19 protein-coding genes are annotated in these 19960 nt (G+C 55.2%); 3 read left to right on the top strand and 16 right to left on the bottom strand.

The features are described 5' to 3' along the window. Positions 1 to 20 precede the first annotated feature (20 nt). Entirely contained in the window at positions 21 to 1001 is a 981-nt protein-coding gene (gene msrB / locus M0651_RS03160; protein ID WP_248550399.1) for a peptide-methionine (R)-S-oxide reductase MsrB, read from the top strand. A gap of 56 nt (positions 1002 to 1057) precedes the next feature. Here msrB and M0651_RS03155 read toward each other — a convergent pair whose 3' ends face one another. After that, entirely contained in the window at positions 1058 to 1627 is a 570-nt protein-coding gene (locus M0651_RS03155) for a CGNR zinc finger domain-containing protein (protein WP_248550398.1), read from the bottom strand. Positions 1628 to 1759: 132 nt separating this feature from the next. On the opposite strand from M0651_RS03155, the gene M0651_RS03150 reads away from it, so the two are divergent. After that, complete coding sequence (locus M0651_RS03150; protein WP_248550397.1) at positions 1760 to 2248, top strand: DinB family protein; 489 nt, start codon at positions 1760 to 1762, stop codon at positions 2246 to 2248. 25 nt (positions 2249 to 2273) lie between these two features. Here M0651_RS03150 and M0651_RS03145 read toward each other — a convergent pair whose 3' ends face one another. Further along, positions 2274 to 2936, bottom strand: coding sequence for a YitT family protein (locus M0651_RS03145; protein WP_248550396.1), 663 nt, complete (start codon positions 2934 to 2936; stop codon positions 2274 to 2276). A 445-nt stretch (positions 2937 to 3381) separates the two neighbouring features. Here M0651_RS03145 and hmpA point away from each other — a divergent pair, with 445 nt between their 5' ends. Continuing rightward, positions 3382 to 4596: an NO-inducible flavohemoprotein gene (gene hmpA / locus M0651_RS03140; RefSeq protein ID WP_248550395.1), complete on the top strand. Its 1215-nt coding sequence runs from the start codon at positions 3382 to 3384 to the stop codon at positions 4594 to 4596. Between the two features lie 71 nt (positions 4597 to 4667). Here hmpA and M0651_RS03135 read toward each other — a convergent pair whose 3' ends face one another. The 14 genes from M0651_RS03135 to recG form a co-directional block, all read right to left on the bottom strand. Then, positions 4668 to 5180 carry a Crp/Fnr family transcriptional regulator gene (locus M0651_RS03135; RefSeq protein ID WP_248550394.1) on the bottom strand — a complete coding sequence of 171 codons (513 nt, stop codon included), beginning with the start codon at positions 5178 to 5180 and terminating at the stop codon, positions 4668 to 4670. Positions 5181 to 5274: 94 nt separating this feature from the next. Next, entirely contained in the window at positions 5275 to 6144 is an 870-nt protein-coding gene (locus tag M0651_RS03130) for a hypothetical protein (protein WP_248550393.1), read from the bottom strand. Positions 6145 to 6216: 72 nt separating this feature from the next. Continuing rightward, positions 6217 to 7557 carry a nucleotide sugar dehydrogenase gene (locus M0651_RS03125; protein WP_282577752.1) on the bottom strand — a complete coding sequence of 447 codons (1341 nt, stop codon included), beginning with the start codon at positions 7555 to 7557 and terminating at the stop codon, positions 6217 to 6219. Positions 7558 to 7627: 70 nt separating this feature from the next. Then, positions 7628 to 8440 (bottom strand): response regulator transcription factor, encoded by an 813-nt coding sequence (locus M0651_RS03120; protein ID WP_248550391.1) that lies wholly within the window; start codon positions 8438 to 8440, stop codon positions 7628 to 7630. Positions 8441 to 8579: 139 nt separating this feature from the next. Beyond that, positions 8580 to 9977, bottom strand: coding sequence for a glycosyltransferase family 2 protein (locus M0651_RS03115; protein WP_248550612.1), 1398 nt, complete (start codon positions 9975 to 9977; stop codon positions 8580 to 8582). A 43-nt stretch (positions 9978 to 10020) separates the two neighbouring features. After that, positions 10021 to 10776, bottom strand: a complete 756-nt coding sequence (locus M0651_RS03110) for a hypothetical protein (protein WP_248550390.1) — start codon at positions 10774 to 10776, stop codon at positions 10021 to 10023. A 25-nt stretch (positions 10777 to 10801) separates the two neighbouring features. After that, positions 10802 to 13093: a hypothetical protein gene (locus M0651_RS03105; protein ID WP_248550389.1), complete on the bottom strand. Its 2292-nt coding sequence runs from the start codon at positions 13091 to 13093 to the stop codon at positions 10802 to 10804. A gap of 513 nt (positions 13094 to 13606) precedes the next feature. Then, positions 13607 to 13942, bottom strand: coding sequence for a YolD-like family protein (locus tag M0651_RS03100; protein ID WP_248550388.1), 336 nt, complete (start codon positions 13940 to 13942; stop codon positions 13607 to 13609). Continuing rightward, positions 13939 to 15174, bottom strand: a complete 1236-nt coding sequence (locus M0651_RS03095) for a DNA polymerase IV (RefSeq protein WP_248550387.1) — start codon at positions 15172 to 15174, stop codon at positions 13939 to 13941. The genes M0651_RS03100 and M0651_RS03095 overlap by 4 nt, the downstream gene beginning before the upstream one ends. After that, positions 15171 to 15557 carry a YhjD family protein gene (locus M0651_RS03090; RefSeq protein ID WP_248550386.1) on the bottom strand — a complete coding sequence of 129 codons (387 nt, stop codon included), beginning with the start codon at positions 15555 to 15557 and terminating at the stop codon, positions 15171 to 15173. The genes M0651_RS03095 and M0651_RS03090 overlap by 4 nt, the downstream gene beginning before the upstream one ends. Before the next feature lie 201 nt (positions 15558 to 15758). Then, positions 15759 to 16505 carry a type I methionyl aminopeptidase gene (map, locus tag M0651_RS03085; protein WP_248550385.1) on the bottom strand — a complete coding sequence of 249 codons (747 nt, stop codon included), beginning with the start codon at positions 16503 to 16505 and terminating at the stop codon, positions 15759 to 15761. Between the two features lie 7 nt (positions 16506 to 16512). After that, the gene (locus tag M0651_RS03080) at positions 16513 to 17160 is read right to left on the bottom strand and encodes a TetR/AcrR family transcriptional regulator (protein WP_248550384.1); all 648 of its coding nucleotides are present in this window, start codon (positions 17158 to 17160) and stop codon (positions 16513 to 16515) included. A gap of 241 nt (positions 17161 to 17401) precedes the next feature. Further along, positions 17402 to 17692, bottom strand: a complete 291-nt coding sequence (locus M0651_RS03075; protein ID WP_308195449.1) for a stage VI sporulation protein F — start codon at positions 17690 to 17692, stop codon at positions 17402 to 17404. Positions 17693 to 17846: 154 nt separating this feature from the next. Then, on the bottom strand, positions 17847 to 19892 hold the full coding sequence (gene recG / locus M0651_RS03070; RefSeq protein ID WP_372490878.1) for an ATP-dependent DNA helicase RecG: 2046 nt from the start codon (positions 19890 to 19892) through the stop codon (positions 17847 to 17849). Between the last annotated feature and the right edge of the window lie 68 nt (positions 19893 to 19960).

The following is a 19960-nucleotide window of genomic DNA, read 5'->3' as shown; positions in this document are numbered from 1 at the left end:
AGCGAAACGGAGGGATCACAATGAGTCCAGCGTCAAATTCCAATGTCAAACTGGCCACATTTGCCGGAGGCTGCTTCTGGTGTATGGTTTCGCCATTCGAAGAGCTGCCCGGCATTCATGGCATTATTTCCGGATATACCGGTGGTCATACGGTTAATCCAACCTACGAGCAGGTTTGCGCCGGACACACCGGCCACTACGAAGCCGTGCAGATCACGTACGACCCGGCCGTGTTTCCTTACCGCAAGCTGCTGGAGTTATATTGGCAGCAAATCGACCCGACGGACGAAGGCGGCCAATTCCATGATCGCGGGGAATCGTACCGCACCGCGATTTTTTATCATAATGAGGAGCAGCGCCTGGAGGCGGAGGCTTCTAAGCAAGAGCTTACCCAAAGCGCCCGCTTCAACAAGCCGGTCGTTACGCCGATCCTGCCGGCGGCGCCTTTTTATCCTGCCGAGGAATATCATCAGCAATATCATAAGAAAAATCCGGGGCACTATAAGCTGTACCGCAAAGGCTCCGGACGCGAGGATTTCCTGGAACGCCACTGGTCCGGACCCGAGAATGCCGAGGAACTGAAGGTCCGGCTGACACCAATGCAATACGAGGTGACGCAAAACAATGCCACCGAGCGGCCGTTTACCGGCGAGTACTGGGACCATGAAGAAGAGGGTATTTATGTCGACATCGTCTCCGGTGAACCGCTGTTCAGCTCCCGCGATAAATACGATGCCGGCTGCGGCTGGCCCAGCTTTACGCGCCCGCTGCGCAGCTATCATATCAAGGAAAAGACCGATACCAGCCATTTCATGATCCGCACCGAGGTGCGTAGTCGGTTGGGAGACTCCCACCTGGGTCATGTCTTCGAGGATGGCCCGGAACCAACGGGCCTCAGATATTGCATTAATTCCGCGGCGCTCCGGTTTGTGCCGTTAGCGGATCTAGAGAAAGAAGGGTACGGGGAGTATCTGTACCTGTTCCAAGATGCACACGAATAAGAAGCTAGTACAGAACAAGGCTGCCGATCCCGGCAGCTTGTTCTTTTTGGAGAGGATCAGGATTCTTCGCCCTGCTCCTCTCCGGCCTTCTTACGGGCACGAAACCGCCGCACCTTCATGAGGTTGCCGCACATTTTCTCATCGCAGTATTTTTTCGTTCGATTTCGCGTATCATCATAAAAAATCCAGCGGCAATCAGGGTTATCGCACACTCGAATCCTTGCCTTTTCCCCCTCTAGCAGTGTCTGGCCGAAGCTCACGGCGATTTCCGCCCTCACATGGCGCCAATCTTCCATTACCGGCACATATACCAACCGAACCGCTCCCGGCTCGCCAATCAGACGTCGGTTTACCACATCAAGCGCTAAATGCTCGTTGAGCAGCTGCCAATCCCCATCTTCCATGCCATCACCGTCCGCCAATCTAACCGCTAGCAGGTGCAGACGCTCCCGAAAATGACGCATTGCCGAGGCTTCTTCCGCAGGCATCGGTACGGATGCGACGAGATGCCAGTCGCTAAGAAAACGCTCTTGCCAGGCCGGCTTCTCCAGCCGATCTTCGCTGCGTCCATTCCCCCGCCAATCATGCCACTCGCTGTTCAGAAAATCGCTCCATAATGTCTCCAAAACTGAAAGCCTCCCAAGGTGTAACGACCAAATATATAAATTAATAGTTACATCTATTTCATCTTCTGCTACAATACCATTGTAACCCTTTAAATATTGATTAGCCAGTTACATTGACGAGGAGGATATCGGATGAGCGTAAATGCCGTGGATTTACTCGTACTACAAAAGGACAACACTTGGGAATTGGAGGAATGGATCGTACCGTTGTCAACGGCTTTGGCAGGCACTACCGCCGAGCAAGCCATTTGGGCCCCGCCGGGAGGCGGCAACACGATATGGCAAACGGTCAATCACATCAACTATTACAACGAGCGAATTCTTAGCCGCCTGAACGGGATTGACCCCGGCGCAAACGTAGATACTAATGAAGAGACCTTCGTCGGTACCGGCGGAACGCTGGATGAGACGGCTTGGGCGGAAGTACTGGGCGAAACAAAGCGAATCCAGCTGGAATTACGCGAAGCGATCGCTTCCTTATCCGGTGACGATCTGGAAGCGCCTTATGGCAATTCGGATGAATCAATCGGACGCCAACTCTCCCGCTGGATGCTGCATGACGCCTACCACGCGGGACAAATCGTACTCATTCGCAGGCAGCAAGGTTCCTGGAGATCCTAGGATATCAAAAAAAACGGCCCGAGCCTTAAGCTCGAGCCGTTTTCTCTTTCATCGGGTAAGGCAGACGCATCGGCGCCAGCTGTCCCTGTCCGTAATGGACGGTCCAAGTAATCATTTTGCCAGCAATCAGCACTGCCAATATCGTAAACATGGTTTCTTTGAATGGTAAATATAACAAGGAGACCGTTAACACGACCGCATCCATGATGATGAACATCGTGCCGATTTTAATGCCGGACCACTGACTCAGCAGCATGGACAGAATATCATCCCCACCGCTTGCTCCCCCTGCTCGCAGTACAAGCCCCGCCCCGAAACCGGTAAAGAGCCCCGACAATAACGCGGCCAAAGGCAAATTGCCTTGCAGGTTCATCGTTAGAGGAGAATATTGCTCGCATAGCTCATAAACCAGCGAGAACGTCAACGATGCCACGATCGTATTCATCACGAACTTATGACCTTTCAGCCACCAGGCGAGCACTACAATCGGCAAATCCAACGCAATCATGGTCAACGCCGGAGGAAGGTTAAACAGATATTTGCCAAGCAACGCCAGGCCAACAAATCCGCCTTCCGACAATCCGTTTTGAAAATTAATGTGATAATACGTAAACGCCAATAAACTTGCTCCTACTAACATCATCAACAGTGAAGTGCCGTTCGTTTGCCATCTGGCTTTTGTCCTCATTTGGAATCCCTCTTATCGTAGTTTGGTTGACCAACCGGCAACACCCTACGGAGTGAGTCCATGAGGAGTTCATCCTTCGCATGATTTCACGCTTCTTTCGTAGGTTTGTCGCCGAGTTTCCGACTAGCTACGAAAGGAGCTAAGTATAAGAGAGATCACAACGTTTCCAAATCGTCCTTTGGGATTTCGTCCTTCGGGGACACATGGTATCCTGATCCTTTCTGTTTGAATTTCTTCTATTTATATTATACCACATTTCGGATCATGACTGCACGGGACAATCCACGAGCTTTTTTATTTCTTGGCGAATAGTGTGATACTTGTCATTGCATTTCAGTAACAGTTCACACTTTGGCAACTTCCAATGTGACAGAAGTCACCTTTTCGCATGCAGACGCTTTCTATACTGAGGTGGAACGAAATTTTCAAGAAAGAAGGTTCACCTATGCTTGACGCCAAAACGATTGAGATTATCAAATCTACAGTACCGGTTCTTGAAGTCCATGGACAAACAATTACGAAAAACTTCTATCAAACGATGTTTAAAAATCATCCTGAACTGCTGAATGTGTTTAACCACGCCAATCAACGTCAAGGAAAACAACCTACGGCGCTGGCCAACGCGGTTTATGCCGCCGCCGCACATATCGATCGTCTGGAAGAGATTCTCCCCGTCGTTCGAGGGATCGCCCAAAAACACCGGGCGCTGGGGATTCAGCCGGAGCATTACCCGATCGTAGGTCAGAACCTGCTTGCGGCAATCAAAACCGTGCTCGGCGACGCCGCAACCGATGAAATACTCGATGCCTGGGGCAAGGCTTACGGCGTGATCGCCGACGTGTTTATCAGTGTTGAGGCCGAGATGTATCGTGAGACGGAGGAGAAAAAAGGCGGTTGGCGCGGATTTCGCCGCTTTGTCGTTGAACGTAAGGTTCCGGAGAGCGATGTGATCACCTCGTTCTATCTGAAGCCGGAGGACGGCAACGAGATCGCCTCTTACGCGCCTGGACAATATATTACCGTCCGCGTAAAGCCGGAAGGCCAGGAGTATACACATCTGCGCCATTACAGCTTGTCGACGGCACCGGGGCAGCCCTATTACCGAATTTCGGTGAAACGTGAAGATGCGGCCGAAGATCGCCCAGCGGGTATTGTTTCCACCTATTTGCACAATCGCATCGGAGAAGGTGACGTCCTTGAGCTTAGTGCGCCAGCCGGTGACTTCACCCTGGATCAGACGCAGAGCCTGCCGCTTGTGCTGCTCAGCGGAGGCGTAGGCCTCACTCCAATGGTCAGCATGCTGGAAACCGTACTGCAAAGTGGAGCCAAACGAGAGGTCGTTTATATCCACGCTGCCCGCAGCGGCAAATATCATGCGATGCAGGAGCACATCGCAGAACATGCACAGACGCACGGCAACCTGAGCTCCTACACCGTATACGAAACGCCGGAATCAGGCGAAAGCAGTGACAAGACCGGCTACATCGATCTCCCTTGGCTGAAGACCGTTGCCACCGCCGACAGCGACTTTTATTTCTGCGGACCGGTGCCGTTCATGAAGGCCATTCGACGCGCCTTAAAGGAATGGGGCGTTCCGGACGAACGAATTCACTTTGAATTTTTCGGACCGGCAGACAGCTTGGAGGATACATTGAATTAATCCTGTTGGAGGACAAAAAAGCGCCAACAAGGGAAATCTCCCTCGTCCGCGCTTCTGTCGTGTAACCCAGTTTAGGCTCGTTCGTGGCCATGGCCGCGCAGCAGCCGGTTGACCGTTTCGCGACGCACGCCGATCAACTGACCGATTTCCTCCTGGGTTAAGTAGTCGGTTAAAGGCAAGCCATGGGCGTGTTGGCCCAGCCATTTCGTCAGCAGCTCCAGCCGTTCGGCCGGGGTGCCCACCGTCAAATGGTCAAGCCTCTCCTGCATGAAGCGCACCTTTTCCTGTAGGAGCTGCGCGACCTCCAGCGGTTTCTGCGGGTCCTCCTGAAGCTCGCGGTACCATACCTGGGAGGGAATCGCCTCTACCTCACTTCGCATCAAGGCAATGGCCGTCCCGTGCACCTCTTTCGGGGTGATCAAGGAGTGATGAGGCACCGTCTCCCCCGGATACAGAATATTAAACAAGACCATATTCCCGTTCTCATGCAGACGGGTCACTTTGAACAATCCACTTTTGATATGGTACAGAAAAGAACCGTCGTCTCCTTGACGAAACAAGATTTCGCCTTTATGCAAGATCATGCCAATCTCTCCATTTCCACAAAACGCAATTAATTTTATTATAGCAAAAATGGAAAAGGCTGTCCCGTCTATATCTCTTGGGACAGCCTTTGGTCTACAAACCGTTAAGTTTATTATGCCAGGACTCATAACTGTGAACGGCGATCCCGGCAAACGAACCGTGTTTTCTTCCCAGCTCCTCTAACCTTTTCATTTCCCGATTCAGGGAGGCGAGCGGCTGTGCATGGAAGGAGATGCCGGGTCCCTCCTGACTTTCGCCCAGCTCGACGCCAACCCACACCCGTTTGTTTTGCCGATCCGCTTCATTCAGCGTGCGCTGTGAGATGTCATAGATACGGCCCGCTGCATCCCGGTAGGCCATGATAGCCAAATAATCGAACTGGCCTACCATCCAGCCGCCAAGCGGCAGCTTCAAAGCCTCGCATGGATGGTCAATTTGATCCAGCCAGAACGGAACGGCTGCGCCGATCGTGAGATCGTTGTATCTCGCTTCCTCCGTCCAAAAGCGGACCCCCTCCATCCACTGCTCCACCACGGCTTTTTGATCCTTCTGCCAACGCTCCAGCAAATAAGGCTCGACGTCCAGCTGTACGCCCGCAAAGCGTTCTTCGGCCTTTGCTTCCCGGTTGTAATCAACCACCCACTTTAGAAACTCTGCAGCTTCGTTCCGGTGCTCTCGCAGCGCCCAATCCGGGTGGCCGTTTAAGGCATGCACCTGAATGCCGGCTTGAGCGGCGGCGCGGATGAAGCTGCGATAGCTCTCCTGCCCCACCCCGCCGCCGATTTGCAGAAAGAGGGTGTCTACGCCCTGTTTGCCGACAAAGGCCAGCACCTCGCCGGGATGCTGTTCAATGACCGAGGTCTCCCAGATCCAGGTGGCTTTCGCTTGTGAACCCGATGGCCGGATAAAGGCCAATAAAACAAGCAATACCATCATCAACATCCCGCCGAGCGCAAGCAGCATCGGCCGCTTCCTTCCCGAAAAGGCCCAAAGACGAACGAATATCGGCTTTCTGAACATTTAGCTCTTTGCCTTTTAACCTACGATCAACGCCGGGGACTCTTCGTTGACTTGCGCAACGGAGTGGCCGATCTTGTAAACATGAGGCAAAGGATAATCGCGGAACGCATTGCGCGTATCGACGATCGGAACACCGAGGCGGACGATTCCCTCGTAGTCGAAATTGCTGTGATTGGTCACCAGCACGATGCAGTCATAGGCCTTGAATTTGTCGAGCTCGTAAGCAACGCTGTGAACGACGCCGCCCGATTTTTCACGGAAGCTTGCCGCATACGGGTCGTAGTAGTCCACTTTGGCTCCGCTGTCCTTAAACAGTTCGTACACGGACAACCCCGGCGATTCGCGCAGATCGGCGATATCCGGCTTGTAAGCCATGCCGAGAATGAGGATGCGGGACTTCTTAATCGATTTGGCGTATTCATTCATGATTTTCGACGTCTTGTTGACGACATAATAAGGCATATTGTCATTGGTCGACTGCGCCAGCTCGATGAACTGGCTGTAGAAGCGGAAACCTTTCGCTTTCCAGCTCAGGTACATGGGGTCGAGTGGAATGCAATGCCCCCCGATGCCAGGTCCCGGATAAAATGGCATAAAACCAAACGGCTTCGTCTTCGCCGCATCAATCACTTCCCAAATGTCGATGCCCATGCGGTCGCACATCATGGCCATTTCATTGACAAAGGCGATGTTGACGCTGCGGAACGTGTTCTCTAGCAGCTTAGACATTTCCGCTACTTTAGGCGAAGAAACCGGCACGACCGTTTGGACATACCGGGAATACAACGCCGTCCCCAAATCCAGGCAGGCCTTCGTTGTTCCTCCGATGACCTTCGGCGTATTGAACGTATTGAATTTGGAATTGGACGGATCTACCCGTTCCGGTGAGAAGCACAGGAAGAAATCTTCGCCTGCCGTATACCCCAGCTTTTCCAGCTCTTGCTGGATCAGCTCTTCGGTCGTCCCCGGATAGGTGGTGCTTTCGAGCGTAATCAACATGCCTTTTTTCATATACCGTTTCAACTGCTCCACCACGGTAATGATATAAGAAGTATCGGGGTCCTGGTTTTCGCTTAACGGTGTCGGTACGCAGATGCTGACCGCGTCAATTTCGGACAAATTCGCATAATCCGACGTCGGCAGAAAGCGGCCTGTTGCCATCGCCTCGGCCAAGGTTTGGGAAGGGATATCATGAATATACGATTCCCCGCGGTTGATTTTATCGATTTTCGCGGCATCCAGATCGATGCCAACGACCCGGAAACCCTGCTTGACCATTTCGACCGCCAGCGGCAGTCCAACATAACCTAGACCTACAACGCCCAATACGGCGGTTTTCGATTCAATCGCATTCATCAGCTTCTGGTAATGATTATTCACAGGTTTCTACCTCCATTTATTTGTCTGTAATTGGTTTGGGTCAACCTCATTGAATGCAGCGACGAATTCGAGCGTCCAACTCCACCGGGGAGAACGGCTTGGTGATGTAATCGTCCACCCCGTTCTCGAAGCACAAGCTGATCGTTTTCTCAACCCGCTGCTCCGTCAGGACAACGATCTTCGGCATCTCGCCGCCGCTGACCTGCTGGATTTGATGAATATAAGGCAGACCGTCAATGCCGTACAGGTTCAGCTCCGTCAGCACCAGATCCGGCTTCCAGTCGGTGATCAAATCCAGCGCAGTGATACCGTTATCGGCCATCATCGTCTCATAGCCCTGCATGTTCAGCCGGATTTGCAGAAATTCACGTACCGCCGGGTCTCCCTCTACGATCAGGATCCGGCTTTTGACGAGCAGCAAGTCCGCTTTTGTAAAAATATAAATATCATCGGAGTAGTTCTGCTTGGCTTTCTCCTCCATTTGACTCAGCAGCTGCGGCATAATCTCCTTCTGCGTAGAGAAGCTGGCCAGCGCCATCCGCGGACGATAATCGGAAATCCGCTCCTGCAGTTGCTGCTTTAGCCGCAAGCCTTGATAGTGAACGGCATCCAGCGTCAGGCCTGGCAGCAATACCGCCACGCTCCCCGGCTCGTCACCGCCCCATACTTCAGACTGAAGCCCCGGTTCAGATTCCAGAATTCCCCGCACTTGGGAAGCCACGTAAGAGGGGCCGCCTTCGGAATAAATGAACAGCACCCCGTTCACCTCTTTGGCCGTTTCCCTCACGCGTTGCTCTATACCGGCATATAAGCCGGATCGTTCCGTTTGGTTATGCAGTGCCGTCAGGTTTGACATCATACATTCCCGCCTTTCTTCTTCCGTAAGTTTATCCTTAAGTTTGGTTATTTCATGGATCCAAGCCTTTCCTTTGCCCTATCATCCCCTTTCCGGCCATCCGGCCGCGAAGCGGGGCAGGAGAGATACCCCAAACCAAACGTTATGCGGATTTGGCCGGTTTCGCCGCTTTGGCGGCCGCCTCCCCTTTGTCCTGCCAGCTTTGTCGGGTCATCGTCCCCCAGGAATTGTTGTTGCGCAGAAACTGGATATGCCCTTGAATCCGCCACAATCCCCCGAGCTGCGCGTAACCGAAAAACTTGAACGCCGAAAACATCAACAGCTTGCACAAATCCGAAAGCTTGTTGAAGCGCTTGAACGACAGCTCCTCAAGCAGCAACGCCCCGATGCTGAGCACGTAACCGCTGAGGAAATTGATCAGCCAGAACACAGCGAGAACCCGCCAATGCGTCATATCGAGCAAAGTGTACCCGATCAGTGCAAGCAACCCGGTGATTTTGAAATAAGGGTTCAACGCTTCAAAAATAATGTTGTACGGCATCGTCAGAAGCCCCATCACCTTGTATTTCGGATTGAAGGCCATGTCGTAGTTCTCGATCATGTTCTTCAGGTTTCCACGGCCCCAACGCTTGCGCTGGTTGGACAAGATCCGATAGGTGTCCGGCGCCTGCGTCCAACACACCGCTTCTGGACAAAACGCGATGCGGTATTTCAGCTTGTTCTCCAGCATATACCGGTGGAGCTTGATGATAATGTTCATATCCTCGCCGGGATACCCTCCGCGATAGCCGCCGACGGCGATGACATAGTCCTTGCGGAACAAGCCGAACGCACCCGACACGATGATCAACCCATTGATGGAGCTCCAGCCGATACGGCCTCCAAGGAACGCCTTCAGGTATTCTGTGGCCTGGAACATCGGCCAGATTTTGCGGGGCAGCGAAACCTCCTTCACCGCCCCGTTCTCGATGACACATCCGTTGGCAATCCGTACGTCACCGCCGATGGCGACCGTCTCCTCCGGATTCTCCATGTACATGCGGGCCATCCGGATTAATGCATCCTTCTCAAGCAGCGAATCAGCATCGATCGAAGAGATGAGCGGATAATGCGACAGGTTAATGCCGGCGTTCAGCGAATCGGCCTTACCGCCGTTTGGCTTGTCGATCACGTACAGATGCGGATACTTCGGGTTATGGTACACCGCCGTAATTGGCTGACAGTCGATCGTCTGGCGGATGTCCGGATCCGGCAGCGGCATCAGTTCGAATTCGTCCCGCAGGACGCCCAGCGTGTTGTCCTTGGACCCATCATTAATCACGATCACCTCGTAGGCCGGATAATTCAGGGTCAACAGACATTTCACGTTTTCGATAACCGTAATCTCCTCGTTAAAAGCCGGCACCAGCAGTGAAACTGGCGGCACCAGTTCAGAGCCGGACAACGTGTTGTATTTCGAGAAGGCGGCTCGGCGGAAGATCGTGAGAATCTGCCGAAACGAAAAGGTCATGATCGAGAAATAAACCAGATTGACCGTCATGACGTAATAGGTCGCAAATAAGCCATAAATCAGCAAAATATCTCTAAGCAGTGGTCTCCCTCCTATCAAGCGCAAAAGCAAATCGTCCCAGTGCCGGAGCCTCCTCCAGCCCCTCTTGTCCCCGCATTGCGGCCAGCGCCACCTTCACGAGATCCTCATGATCCTCCTTCAGTAATTGAAGCAGGAGCCGGCTGGCGTCCAGCCTCGTCTCCATCAGGATATCGGCTGCCAGGTGATGAATCGGCTTGCCGTGGCGCAGCAGATGGATCAGCATATCCCGAAGCTGCTGCTCCTGTTCCGCGCTTTTGGCGATCGAGCGGGCAAGCACGATGCTCAGCGGACTGTATTTCTGATGCTTCAGCATCTCCAGCAGCCGCGGCACCGCTTCGGCCGCCCGCATCCCGCCGAGGCGGTAAGCGGCGGCGATCCGCCGACCGTAAAACAAGCTGTCGAGCAGCTTCAGGTCCTCCCGGACAAAGCCAGCGTTATAACATAAAGCGATCAGCTTCTGCTGCAAATCACCCTTAAATTGCTCGATCCACTCGGTTACCCGCTGCTGGATCACCCGTCGCTCCAAATCTCCGAGCTTGCCAGGCGGCAGCGGAAGCTCCTCCGCATCCCCCAGATGGGCTTGAAGGAACAGGAAGTAGTCCTGGTGCTTTCGCAGATATTCCTTCGTTTTGCGCTGAATGCGCAAATACCGGATTTTCATATAAAACAGAAGCAGCATGCCTATGCCGATCAGCCCCAGGCATACATAAATAAAGGCAATTGCCAGTCCAAGATGCTGACCCGCCATCCTGTTTTCCTCCTTTCGGCGCCAGTTATTCTCCCGTGGTCCGACGGTCCGGCAAGCTTTGGTAGAACGCCTGCAAGGCGTAATAACCGGACTTGAGCCGCTCGGTATACTGCACGGTTTCCCATGGCTGCCATACGTATTTCGGGAACGCGTCCAATGAGACGACTTCCCCGGTTTCTCCGCTTGCCGTTCCCGGGCCCAGGACCTCCGCTTCCCCTCGTTCCATGATCCATAGAACGAAGGTCAGTCCGTCCGTCTCGGTCGTCGAGAAGGCACGATCCTCCTTCAATGGCCGGTAGTCAATCACTTGCCGTGAGCTGGGGTCCGCAAAACCTAACAACATCCAAGGAATGCGCAGTTCTACCTCGTTGCCGCTGTACTGCCAAGAAGCAAGCGAATCGAAATCGGCGCTTTCCGGATCGGTTGTGCCGCGAATTAGCTTACCGACCGTCATGTCTTGAAACGGATGAGCCGAGCGGGTGTCGGGCGGCGTCATCGTCAAGCTGACCGCCAGCTTCCAGGGTTGAAACTGCACGGTTTGCTCCTCCGTAGGATCGTCAAGCATCCAATATCCGTATCGCCCATAGAGCCGGCGATGAAAATCATAGTTTGGCGCCGTCAAAACTTCGGTCTCCTCGTCACTTCCGATCTCCACGATCGCCTCCAGACCGTCGCTCAGCGTTCGCCCAGGCAGCTCCGCCGCCGGCTGATTCCCGCCGGGCTGCGTATCCGCGCCAAGCCGGATCAACCGCTTATCCGGATCGAATGGCTCGCTCAGTTGAAGACCCACATAGACGTAAGCTTCGTCGTGCGTGACCTGTAGCCGATCAATTCCAGCCGACGGACGGTCCCAGGCTTGGACTTCGCCCTCCGGCAGCGCCTCCCAATCGCTTAGCTTGCCGTCGATCGTGAGGTCATCTTCTTTGCCGGGGCCCATCGATAACAGGCCGAATTGCTTCTCATTGGTCAACACGTTTAGCCAAAAAGCGCGCCGATCCTCCGGGATCTCAAACCGCATCGTATTCCACGTCTTCTTGAACCATTCGTCCTGCCACATGAACAAGATGGCGCCGGCATATCCGGTATCATAAATATCCTTTGTCAGTGAAACGTTGATCTCTCCCTGCCCCTGCTCGTTGTGGCCACCTTGGTTCCGGCCGCCTCGGCCGAGATGCGAGACGCCCAGCGAGGAGGGAACGCCATATTCGGTAATCATCACCGGAATGTCCTTATAGTAAGCTTTCAGCTCCTGCAAATAAGCCTTGTAGGTGTTGAAATCCCCGGTACCGTCCGGGATCGTCTCCAGCGTTTCATCAAGATGGAAGAAGTCCGGGTAATACGGGTACGCATGATAAGCGGCGAAATACCCCGCTTCCCAGGCCACCGGCTGAATATGCGTGGCGTCGACGCTGGCGAGGTCCTCTTCGAACAGCGGTTCGCCGGGATGCTTTAACACGTCCGTCGTTACCCAGTTCGTAAAGGTGATGGGATGCTCCCATCCGTAAGTGCGTTCCTTCTGGGCGGTATCGTCCACCAGCTCCGCCAGCCAGCTCTCAAATGGACTCGCCTCGTCTGTCGCCGTAAAGTACTGTCCTTGATACGGCGGAAGTTCCGCGTGCTTACGATTCGTGTTATCCACCATTTCCGGATCCCATTCGGTGCCGATATGCCAGGCCATGAGGTAAGGACCCGCGTTTGCGGTATACTTGCCGCCCGATGTTCCCGGCTGCTTCGGAACCTTCAAATCGCCGTAAATTGCTTTAACCGCTTTTTCGATTTCCCGATGAAAGGCCTCCTTAATCCCCGGAATGTAAGCATCCTGTTGCTCGATGAGCTGCTCCTCCGGCGACCAGATACCTTGGATGAAATAGAGGGGATCCTTCCCCTTGTCCCGGTTATATTTGACCAGAGACTTGTAAAACACCGGATTATGCACCGTATAAATTCGAATTACATTTGCGCCCATTTCGTCAATTTGCTGGAACCAGCGCAAGTAATCGTCTTCCGTAATCGGAAATTCCCCGGGAAAATGTCCCGGTACCGTCGCCCCCAGATTGACGCCTTTGACGAACATTTCTTCCCAGCTGCTTTCTCCGTCATAGGCTAGAAATTTGTCGCCTTCGGTGCGGAACTTCAGCTCGGTTCCGTCCTTCGCCGCGTAGCTGTAATGGGGCGGCGGCCAATTCAGGACTGCCAGAACCACGCAGCCTGCGATGAAGACTCCCGCTAGAACGAGCCCCATCGCCAATCTTTTTTTCGCTAATGTCGTCAGTATGGCCGATTCGCACCTCCGCTTCTCAAAATCACTATTTATCATGAACCAAGCGCCCCTATCATGTAACTAGGCTAATGGGAGTGTTTTACAGCTGGGGCTGTTTTCCGGGGGAGACGGATTTTCGGTATCCTTGTTCGGCTTGGTCATTCCGTGATAATAGACGTGCGAAATTCATCTAGGTTTCGCACAATTTTTACACCCTTTTCCATAATGGTTACAAAATTGATACCAAAGTCTTGTCTGAAAATCGCGTCATTCTGCGGTTTTCCACGATTTGCTAAGGTTACAGCCTTTGTCAAAAAAAGCTTCCCTGGTCCCAGCCTGGGACTAGCGTTTTTTCGTCGTTTTCGATGACGGATTTCCGTCGGGCCACCCCGTCTTGTTCGGCGACTTCCTTCCTAAAAAATGACGTTTTCCCGCACTTTTCCGTCCCGGTCGCGAAAAACCAGATTTCACCGGGCGTTAACAAAATAAGCTCCCGATCCGCCAGCGGCAGATCAGCAGCTTATTCGTTTTACCTTTGGTTAACCTGGGCTTTACCCGTCGTTGACTTGCCTAAGCGGTCTCGGCTCCAACAATGTCCGCGAACGCGATCCACTCCGGGCCGACCTCGGTCTGAAGGCGCGCCTGTCGTCTGATAGGGTCGACTCGCGTCACGGTTCCTAGGACCTCCCGCCCCTGCCATTCCCCGAAGAGATGCAGGCGCACCGGCCTTCCGGTCTGCAGCGAGGTCGTAAGGAGGCGCGAAATTCGCTCGAGTTCCTGTTCGTCGAGGACGGACCGCTCCTTGCGCTCCTGACTGCGGTTGCTGCGTAAAATCGCCTCCTTGTGCTCCGGCAGCATCATCCGTGAAGACTCCCATAATCCGTTGCCATATAATTTTCCTTTCATCGGTAATGCCCTCCAATCTTGCCGGCCCGATCCCGCGCCTGGCCGGCGCCGGTCAGCGATACCGCGCGAAAAATCGCCGATTCCCCGTAACGGCGTTTAATTTCGTCGGTGGCCCGCTCCAGCGCCTGGTATCTCGGCCGCTCGTCGAACAGGGTCAACTGGTATTCGTCGTCCCGCACCAGGCCGGTCAACGTAACCCCAACCTTGCGAACCGACTGTCCGTCCCAATGACGGCGGAACAGCCGCATCACCCCGTCGTACACCTGCTTGGTGACGTTGGTCGGATCGGGCAGCTTCATCTGCCGGTAAAACCCGGTCGGATGGTCAAAATCCGCCCCCCGGCAACCGACGCTGACGACCCCGCCCATGTAGCCCTTTTCCCGGCAACGGCGGCAGACGAGCTCCGTGAGCTCGAGCAGCGGAACCGCCGTCTCCTCCAGCGAATAGTAATCGCGAGGCAGCGTCATTTCATGGCCGATCGACTTTTCCCCCTGATGGCTGTTCGGATCGACCGGCGAGTCGTCGATGCCGTTGGCCAGCCGCCACAGCACCTCGCCGTTGACGCCCCAGCGCTGCCGCAGCCGCGCCAGCGGCAGGTTCGCCAGCTCCCCGATCGTGCGGATGCCCATGCGCAGCAGATGGCGCTCCATGCGGGAGCCGACCATGAACATTTGCCGGATCGGCAGCGGCCACAGCACCTTCGAGACCGCTTCGCGGGGCAGCGTGTACAGGCCGTTTGCATTTTTCTTGGCGAAATTGTCGCAGGCCATTTTACTGACCGCCTTGTTGTAGCTGATGCCAAAGCGGCTGTAGATGCCGGTCTCGCGGCGGATTTTTTGCTGAATCGTCAGGGCCAGCGTCTCCGGCTCGCCGAACAGCGACAGGCTGCCGGTCACGTCGAGATGCTGCTCGTCGATGCTGTACGGCTCCACCAGGTCCGTAAACTGCTTCATGATGTTCGTGATCTGCATCGACACGGAGATGTACCGCTCCATGCGCGGCCGCATCACCACCAGGTCCGGGCATTTGGGCAAAGCCGTACCCAGCGTTTCCGCCGTCGTTACTCCATACCGTTTAGCCAGCGGGCAGGCGGCCAGCACGATGCCCGAGCGGCGTTCCGGGTCACCGGCCACGATCAGCGGACGATCCTTATGCTGCGGGTGATCGGCCTTCTCCACGCTGGCGTAGAAGGATTGGCAATCCGCCAACATGACTACGCGTTCCGATTTCATGAGAACATCCCCTCTTTCCTTACATCGATCCCGAGATAGGCGCAAAGCCGGCTGGTCAGTTCCGCTTTGACCAATCCCCACAGCATGGAAAACTCGTACGTGTAGCCCCGGCATAAATAGCGGGCTTCAATCCCCAGGTTCGTCCGCCGCTCCTCGAACACCTTCAATCCATGCTCCCGCATGCTTTGGCGTACCCGGGTCAGATCGGCGGTCGCGGCGTTCTGCAGCAAGTTGAACAGCCCTTTGTACACCTGCGGCAGCTTCAGCGAAGCCGACGCCAAAATGCGCCGGTCCCTCTCCAGCGCATCGAGTAACAGAGGAAGCAGCACGTATTGCTTGATCATCTCCGCCTCCTCCTGCGTTTGCCATGGAACCGGGCTCATGCCGCTCCCTTCTTCATGCTGTCTGTCATAAGCTCACCCTCTAATCAGAACGTTTGTTCCTATTATATTCATAATACGAACAAACATTCCCTATGGCAACAGGTTTATGTTGGATAATTTGGCAGAGTGAACGCACGCAAAAAAGGCGGATCCCCACGGTCCATCGGACTTTGGGAATCCACCTCATTTTCCTATCCCCTCTTATTGGAGGGTTAAAATCAACGGCCCGTCTGCCGTCAACGCGATCGTATGCTCATATTGGGCCGACCATTTGCCGTCCGACGTGCGCGCCGTCCAGCCGTCGTCGTCAATCGCGATGCGGAACGTGCCTTCGTTGATCATCGGCTCGATCGTAAACACCATACCCTCCTTGAGGCGAACCCCTTTGCCCGCCACGCCGATATGCTCATAGTTAGGCTCCTCATGCAGACTACGCCCAATCCCGTGACCCAGCAGATCGCGTACGACGGAATAGCCGTTTGCCTCCGCATGTTTCTGGATCGCCGAAGTCACGTCACCTAACCGGTTACCCGGGAGAGCTTGGGCAATTCCCAAATCCAGGCATTCCTTGGTCACCCGCATCAGCTTATCCGCCTCAGGACTCACTTGGCCCACGGCGTAACACCAACACGAATCGCCGAACCAGCCGTCCGCTTCCGCGACGATGTCCAGCTTGAGCAAATCGCCATTCTGAAGCGGCCGGTTCGACGGGAACCCATGGGCGACCACATCGTTGACCGAGGCGCAGGTTTCGGCGGGGAATCCGTTATAACCTTTCGTAAACTGCTTGCCGCCCAGCTTCGTAATGTGCCGGGCTACGAAATCGTTTATTTCCTGCGTTGTGATCCCGGGCCCGATCATTTTGGCGACCTCCCGATGGCAATCCGCAACGATCTGGTTCGCCCGCTTCATCTCTTCGATCTCCCGCGGCGATTTTAATATAATCATTAAGCTTTCACTCCTTCGATGGTCCACCGGCTACGGTGCGCTCCGATAGCCGATGCAATAACAAACGCGCGATCCCCTCGGCCTCGCGATCCAGCGTCCCGCGGCGCAGCGGAAAGCTTGCGCAGCCGGCCAAGGCGGCCAGCAGCATTTCCGCCTGTGAGACTTGCTTCGCCGTGCCCGCCCCACGGCCAAGCACCGCCGCAAAGGGCAGCAGCACCTCGCGGCGGAACGCATCCGTCAGCGGTAACGCTCGCGCTTCCGGCAGCAGTCGGAAGCCTTCTGCCGCCAGTTTATACAACAGGTAGACGCCGTGATCCTCGGCCCACAGCTGCAGCAGCCGGGCACCTGCCGCCACAAGGGGATCCGCTATTACGTCAGCGTCTTCAGTTCCCGTAGGGGGAATGTCCCCGGGGTCTCCTCTGTCCATCCATTCCCCGGCTCGATCCAATGCCGTCCAAAGCACGTCGTGCAGCAAATCGCCTTTATTACTGTAGTAATGGTAAACCGTACCGTAACCAAGCCCGGCTTCGGCCGCCACGTCCCGAATCTCCAGCGTCAGGCCTTTATCAAGAAATACGTCGGCGGCCGCCATACGAATTTGAGCAAGCCGCCGCAATCGGATCTCTTCATTTTGTTCCTTCGTACGCGGTGTCATCCGCCTCATCTCCTTTTATTTTTGACCTACTCTCATGTCAATATAAAACAATTGAAGGAGATTGGCAAGTCGGAAGGACGCCTGAATTTTTAAACGGACCGATAAATTCCCGTATAGCTGAACCTTCTCGGGCTGAGGGCATCCTATTTCCACGAACAACCTCCAGAAATAGCAAAAGGCCGCCGGGGCACCGTTCCCCCAGGGCCTTGCCACTTGTCACCGCCGCATCGCCGCGCGCTGCTTAACGGAACATTCCCCATAATCGCAGCAAGTGTAGCGTATTACGCGGGTCGATTCGTTGATCGATGACGAATTGGACGATTTGCTCTTCCTGAGCGCCGCTCAGCCGTTCGCCAAGCACAGAAGAAGCCGTTCTAACGAGCCTGCGAACCTTGACGCGATCCTGTAAATCCGCTCGGGTGAGGCCGTCGACAACCTGTTTGATCCGCTCTTTGATCGCCGGATTTTTCATTTTGAGCTTGACCCGTTCGACCAGCTGCGGACTGATTCCATATTGATGATAACTCGGCACCGTGACTAGCACCTCCTGTCCCGTCAATTCCGGACTTCAACCCTAATATATGACGGTAAGGCTGTCCATAGTGCTGAAAAAACAATCGGGACACCCGGCGGAGAAACAAAAGGGGCATGCGCCTTCGAAGACGCCGCCCCTCCGTTTGCCGTATTCAGTCGATCAGCTCGCCTTGAAAAACCTGCTCCCGCCGCAGATAATCCCGCAGCGGCCCGTACTCGGGCGACGTCCAGAACGCCTCGCCCGCCACCATCTGGGCGGCATCGTCCCGCGCCGCCTCCAGCACCGCGTAGTCGCTGACCATGTCCGCGACGCGAAAATCCGGCACGCCGCTTTGCTTCGTGCCGAAAAAATCCCCGGGACCGCGCAGCTCCAGGTCCCGCCGGGCCACCTCGAAGCCGTCGTCCGTGTCGGTCATGACCTTCATCCGCTCCTGACCCACCTCCGACTTCGGATCGGCGATGAGCACGCAATACGACGCGTGCTCTCCCCGGCCCACGCGCCCGCGCAACTGGTGAAGCTGGGACAGGCCGAACCGGTCGGCATCCATCACGATCATCAGCGTGGCGTTAGGCACGTCGACGCCGACCTCGACCACGGTCGTCGAGACGAGCAGCTGCACCTCGTTCTCGTAGAACGCGCGCATCACCTCATCCTTCTCGGCGGCCGTCATCCGGCCGTGCAGCAGCCCCACCTTCATGTTCGGGAACGCCTGCTGCATCGACACGTACAGGTCGATGGCGTTCTGCACGTCCAGCTTGTCCGATTCCTCAATGAGCGGACAGATCACGTACGCCTGCCGGCCTAGCGAGACCTCCCGTTCAATGAAGCCAAGCACGCGGTCCATCATGCTGTGCTTAACCCAGTAGGTCGTGATCGGCTTGCGTCCCTTCGGGCGCTCCGACAACGTCGATACGTCCATATCGCCAAAGGCGGTAATCGCCAGCGTCCGCGGAATCGGCGTCGCCGTCATCGTCAGTACGTCGGGATTAAAGCCTTTGCGCCGCAAAATGCTGCGTTGATTCACGCCGAACCGGTGCTGCTCGTCGGTCACGACCAGGCTGAGCGAACGGAAAAATACGTCTTCCTGTATCAGCGCATGCGTGCCGACAACGATGTCGGTGAGCCCCATTTGCAGCGAGCCCAGCAAATCCTTGCGCTTGCGCCCCGTCACGCTGCCGGTCAACAGGCCGACCGTGATGCCGAACGGCTCAAACAGCCGGGTCAGCGAGCGCATGTGCTGTTCGGCCAAAATCTCCGTTGGCACCATGAATGCCCCCTGATGCCCCGACTTCACCGCCGCGTACAAAGCGATCGCGGCGATGACTGTCTTGCCGGAACCGACGTCTCCTTGAAGTAGCCGGTTCATGCAGTAAGGCGAGCGCATATCCTGCAAAATTTCCAGCTCGACCTTCTTCTGGGCATCGGTCAGCTCGAACGGCAGGCTGCGCACAAATTCCCTTATCGTGGCGTTGTCGACGACATGCTCCACCCCGTCCATGCGATCATGGTTCATCGCCCGGTACGCTTGCAGCTTGAGTTGGAACAGGAACAACTCCTCGTACACCATACGGCGCCGGGCGAGTTGCCCCTCCTCGCTATCCTGCGGCTGATGCTGCCGCAGAATCGCCGCCTTGCGGGGCATCAGGCCGTACTTGCGCAGCAGCTCGGGCGGCAGATTCTCCGGAATCATCTCCCCGTATTGCTGCAGCGCTTGTCCGATCGTTTTACGCATCCAGGCCTGCGTGATTTTGCCGCCGACGGAATAGACCGGCTGCAGGCTGCCGCTCCGCACCGTTCCTCGATCGGGAAACTCCGACTCCGTCACGGTAAGCTGGCTGCGGCGCATGTCCCATTTGCCGGTCAGGATGATTTCCCGGCCCGTCGTCAACTGGTCCTTGAGAAAATGTCGGTTAAACCACGTCGCCGTGAACATCCAGTCTTCCGCGACCATTTTGCACGTTAAACGAGATTTGCGCCCGTATCGCTGCAGCACCGGAAGACCCATGATTTTCGCCTGGATCGTCACCTTGTCCCCATCCTTTACTTCGGTCAGGGAGCGCAGACGGTAGTCCTCGTACCGGAACGGATAATATTCGATCAAATCATTCACCGTAAAGATGCCAAAGGCGTGAAGCTCTTCTTGTTTAAGAGCGCTCACGCCGCTGACCTGCTTTACGGGGATGTTATGCAAATCAATCACACCAAATCCCCCACTTTAAGAGGTAGTTCAAAAAGACATCCTTGGATCACGAAGCTCAAGCGAAG

Origin of the sequence: Paenibacillus mellifer, assembly GCF_023195895.1 — a bacterium.
Lineage (GTDB): Bacteria > Bacillota > Bacilli > Paenibacillales > Paenibacillaceae > Fontibacillus > Fontibacillus mellifer.
The sequence above is the reverse complement of the archived record's forward strand: the minus strand, read 5'-3'. Positions and strand labels throughout refer to the sequence as shown.

Bases quoted from the DNA above. Each gene is read 5' to 3' on its own strand.
- M0651_RS03130 (WP_248550393.1), bottom strand. From the start codon at position 6,144: ATGCTGCTTGCGCTCGGCGGGATGTTGATGATGGTATTGCTTGTTTTA.
- M0651_RS03090 (WP_248550386.1), bottom strand. From the start codon at position 15,557: ATGAGCCCGGTTCCATGGCAAACGCAGGAGGAGGCGGAGATGATCAAG.
- hmpA (WP_248550395.1), top strand. From the start codon at position 3,382: ATGCTTGACGCCAAAACGATTGAGATTATCAAATCTACAGTACCGGTT.
- M0651_RS03125 (WP_282577752.1), bottom strand. From the start codon at position 7,557: ATGAATGCGATTGAATCGAAAACCGCCGTATTGGGCGTTGTAGGTCTA.
- M0651_RS03080 (WP_248550384.1), bottom strand. From the start codon at position 17,160: ATGACACCGCGTACGAAGGAACAAAATGAAGAGATCCGATTGCGGCGG.
- M0651_RS03095 (WP_248550387.1), bottom strand. From the start codon at position 15,174: ATGAAATCGGAACGCGTAGTCATGTTGGCGGATTGCCAATCCTTCTAC.
- map (WP_248550385.1), bottom strand. From the start codon at position 16,505: ATGATTATATTAAAATCGCCGCGGGAGATCGAAGAGATGAAGCGGGCG.
- M0651_RS03100 (WP_248550388.1), bottom strand. From the start codon at position 13,942: ATGAAAGGAAAATTATATGGCAACGGATTATGGGAGTCTTCACGGATG.
- M0651_RS03115 (WP_248550612.1), bottom strand. From the start codon at position 9,977: ATGACGGTCAATCTGGTTTATTTCTCGATCATGACCTTTTCGTTTCGG.
- M0651_RS03135 (WP_248550394.1), bottom strand. From the start codon at position 5,180: ATGATCTTGCATAAAGGCGAAATCTTGTTTCGTCAAGGAGACGACGGT.
- msrB (WP_248550399.1), top strand. From the start codon at position 21: ATGAGTCCAGCGTCAAATTCCAATGTCAAACTGGCCACATTTGCCGGA.
- M0651_RS03105 (WP_248550389.1), bottom strand. From the start codon at position 13,093: ATGATAAATAGTGATTTTGAGAAGCGGAGGTGCGAATCGGCCATACTG.
- M0651_RS03120 (WP_248550391.1), bottom strand. From the start codon at position 8,440: ATGATGTCAAACCTGACGGCACTGCATAACCAAACGGAACGATCCGGC.
- M0651_RS03110 (WP_248550390.1), bottom strand. From the start codon at position 10,776: ATGGCGGGTCAGCATCTTGGACTGGCAATTGCCTTTATTTATGTATGC.
- M0651_RS03145 (WP_248550396.1), bottom strand. From the start codon at position 2,936: ATGAGGACAAAAGCCAGATGGCAAACGAACGGCACTTCACTGTTGATG.
- M0651_RS03150 (WP_248550397.1), top strand. From the start codon at position 1,760: ATGAGCGTAAATGCCGTGGATTTACTCGTACTACAAAAGGACAACACT.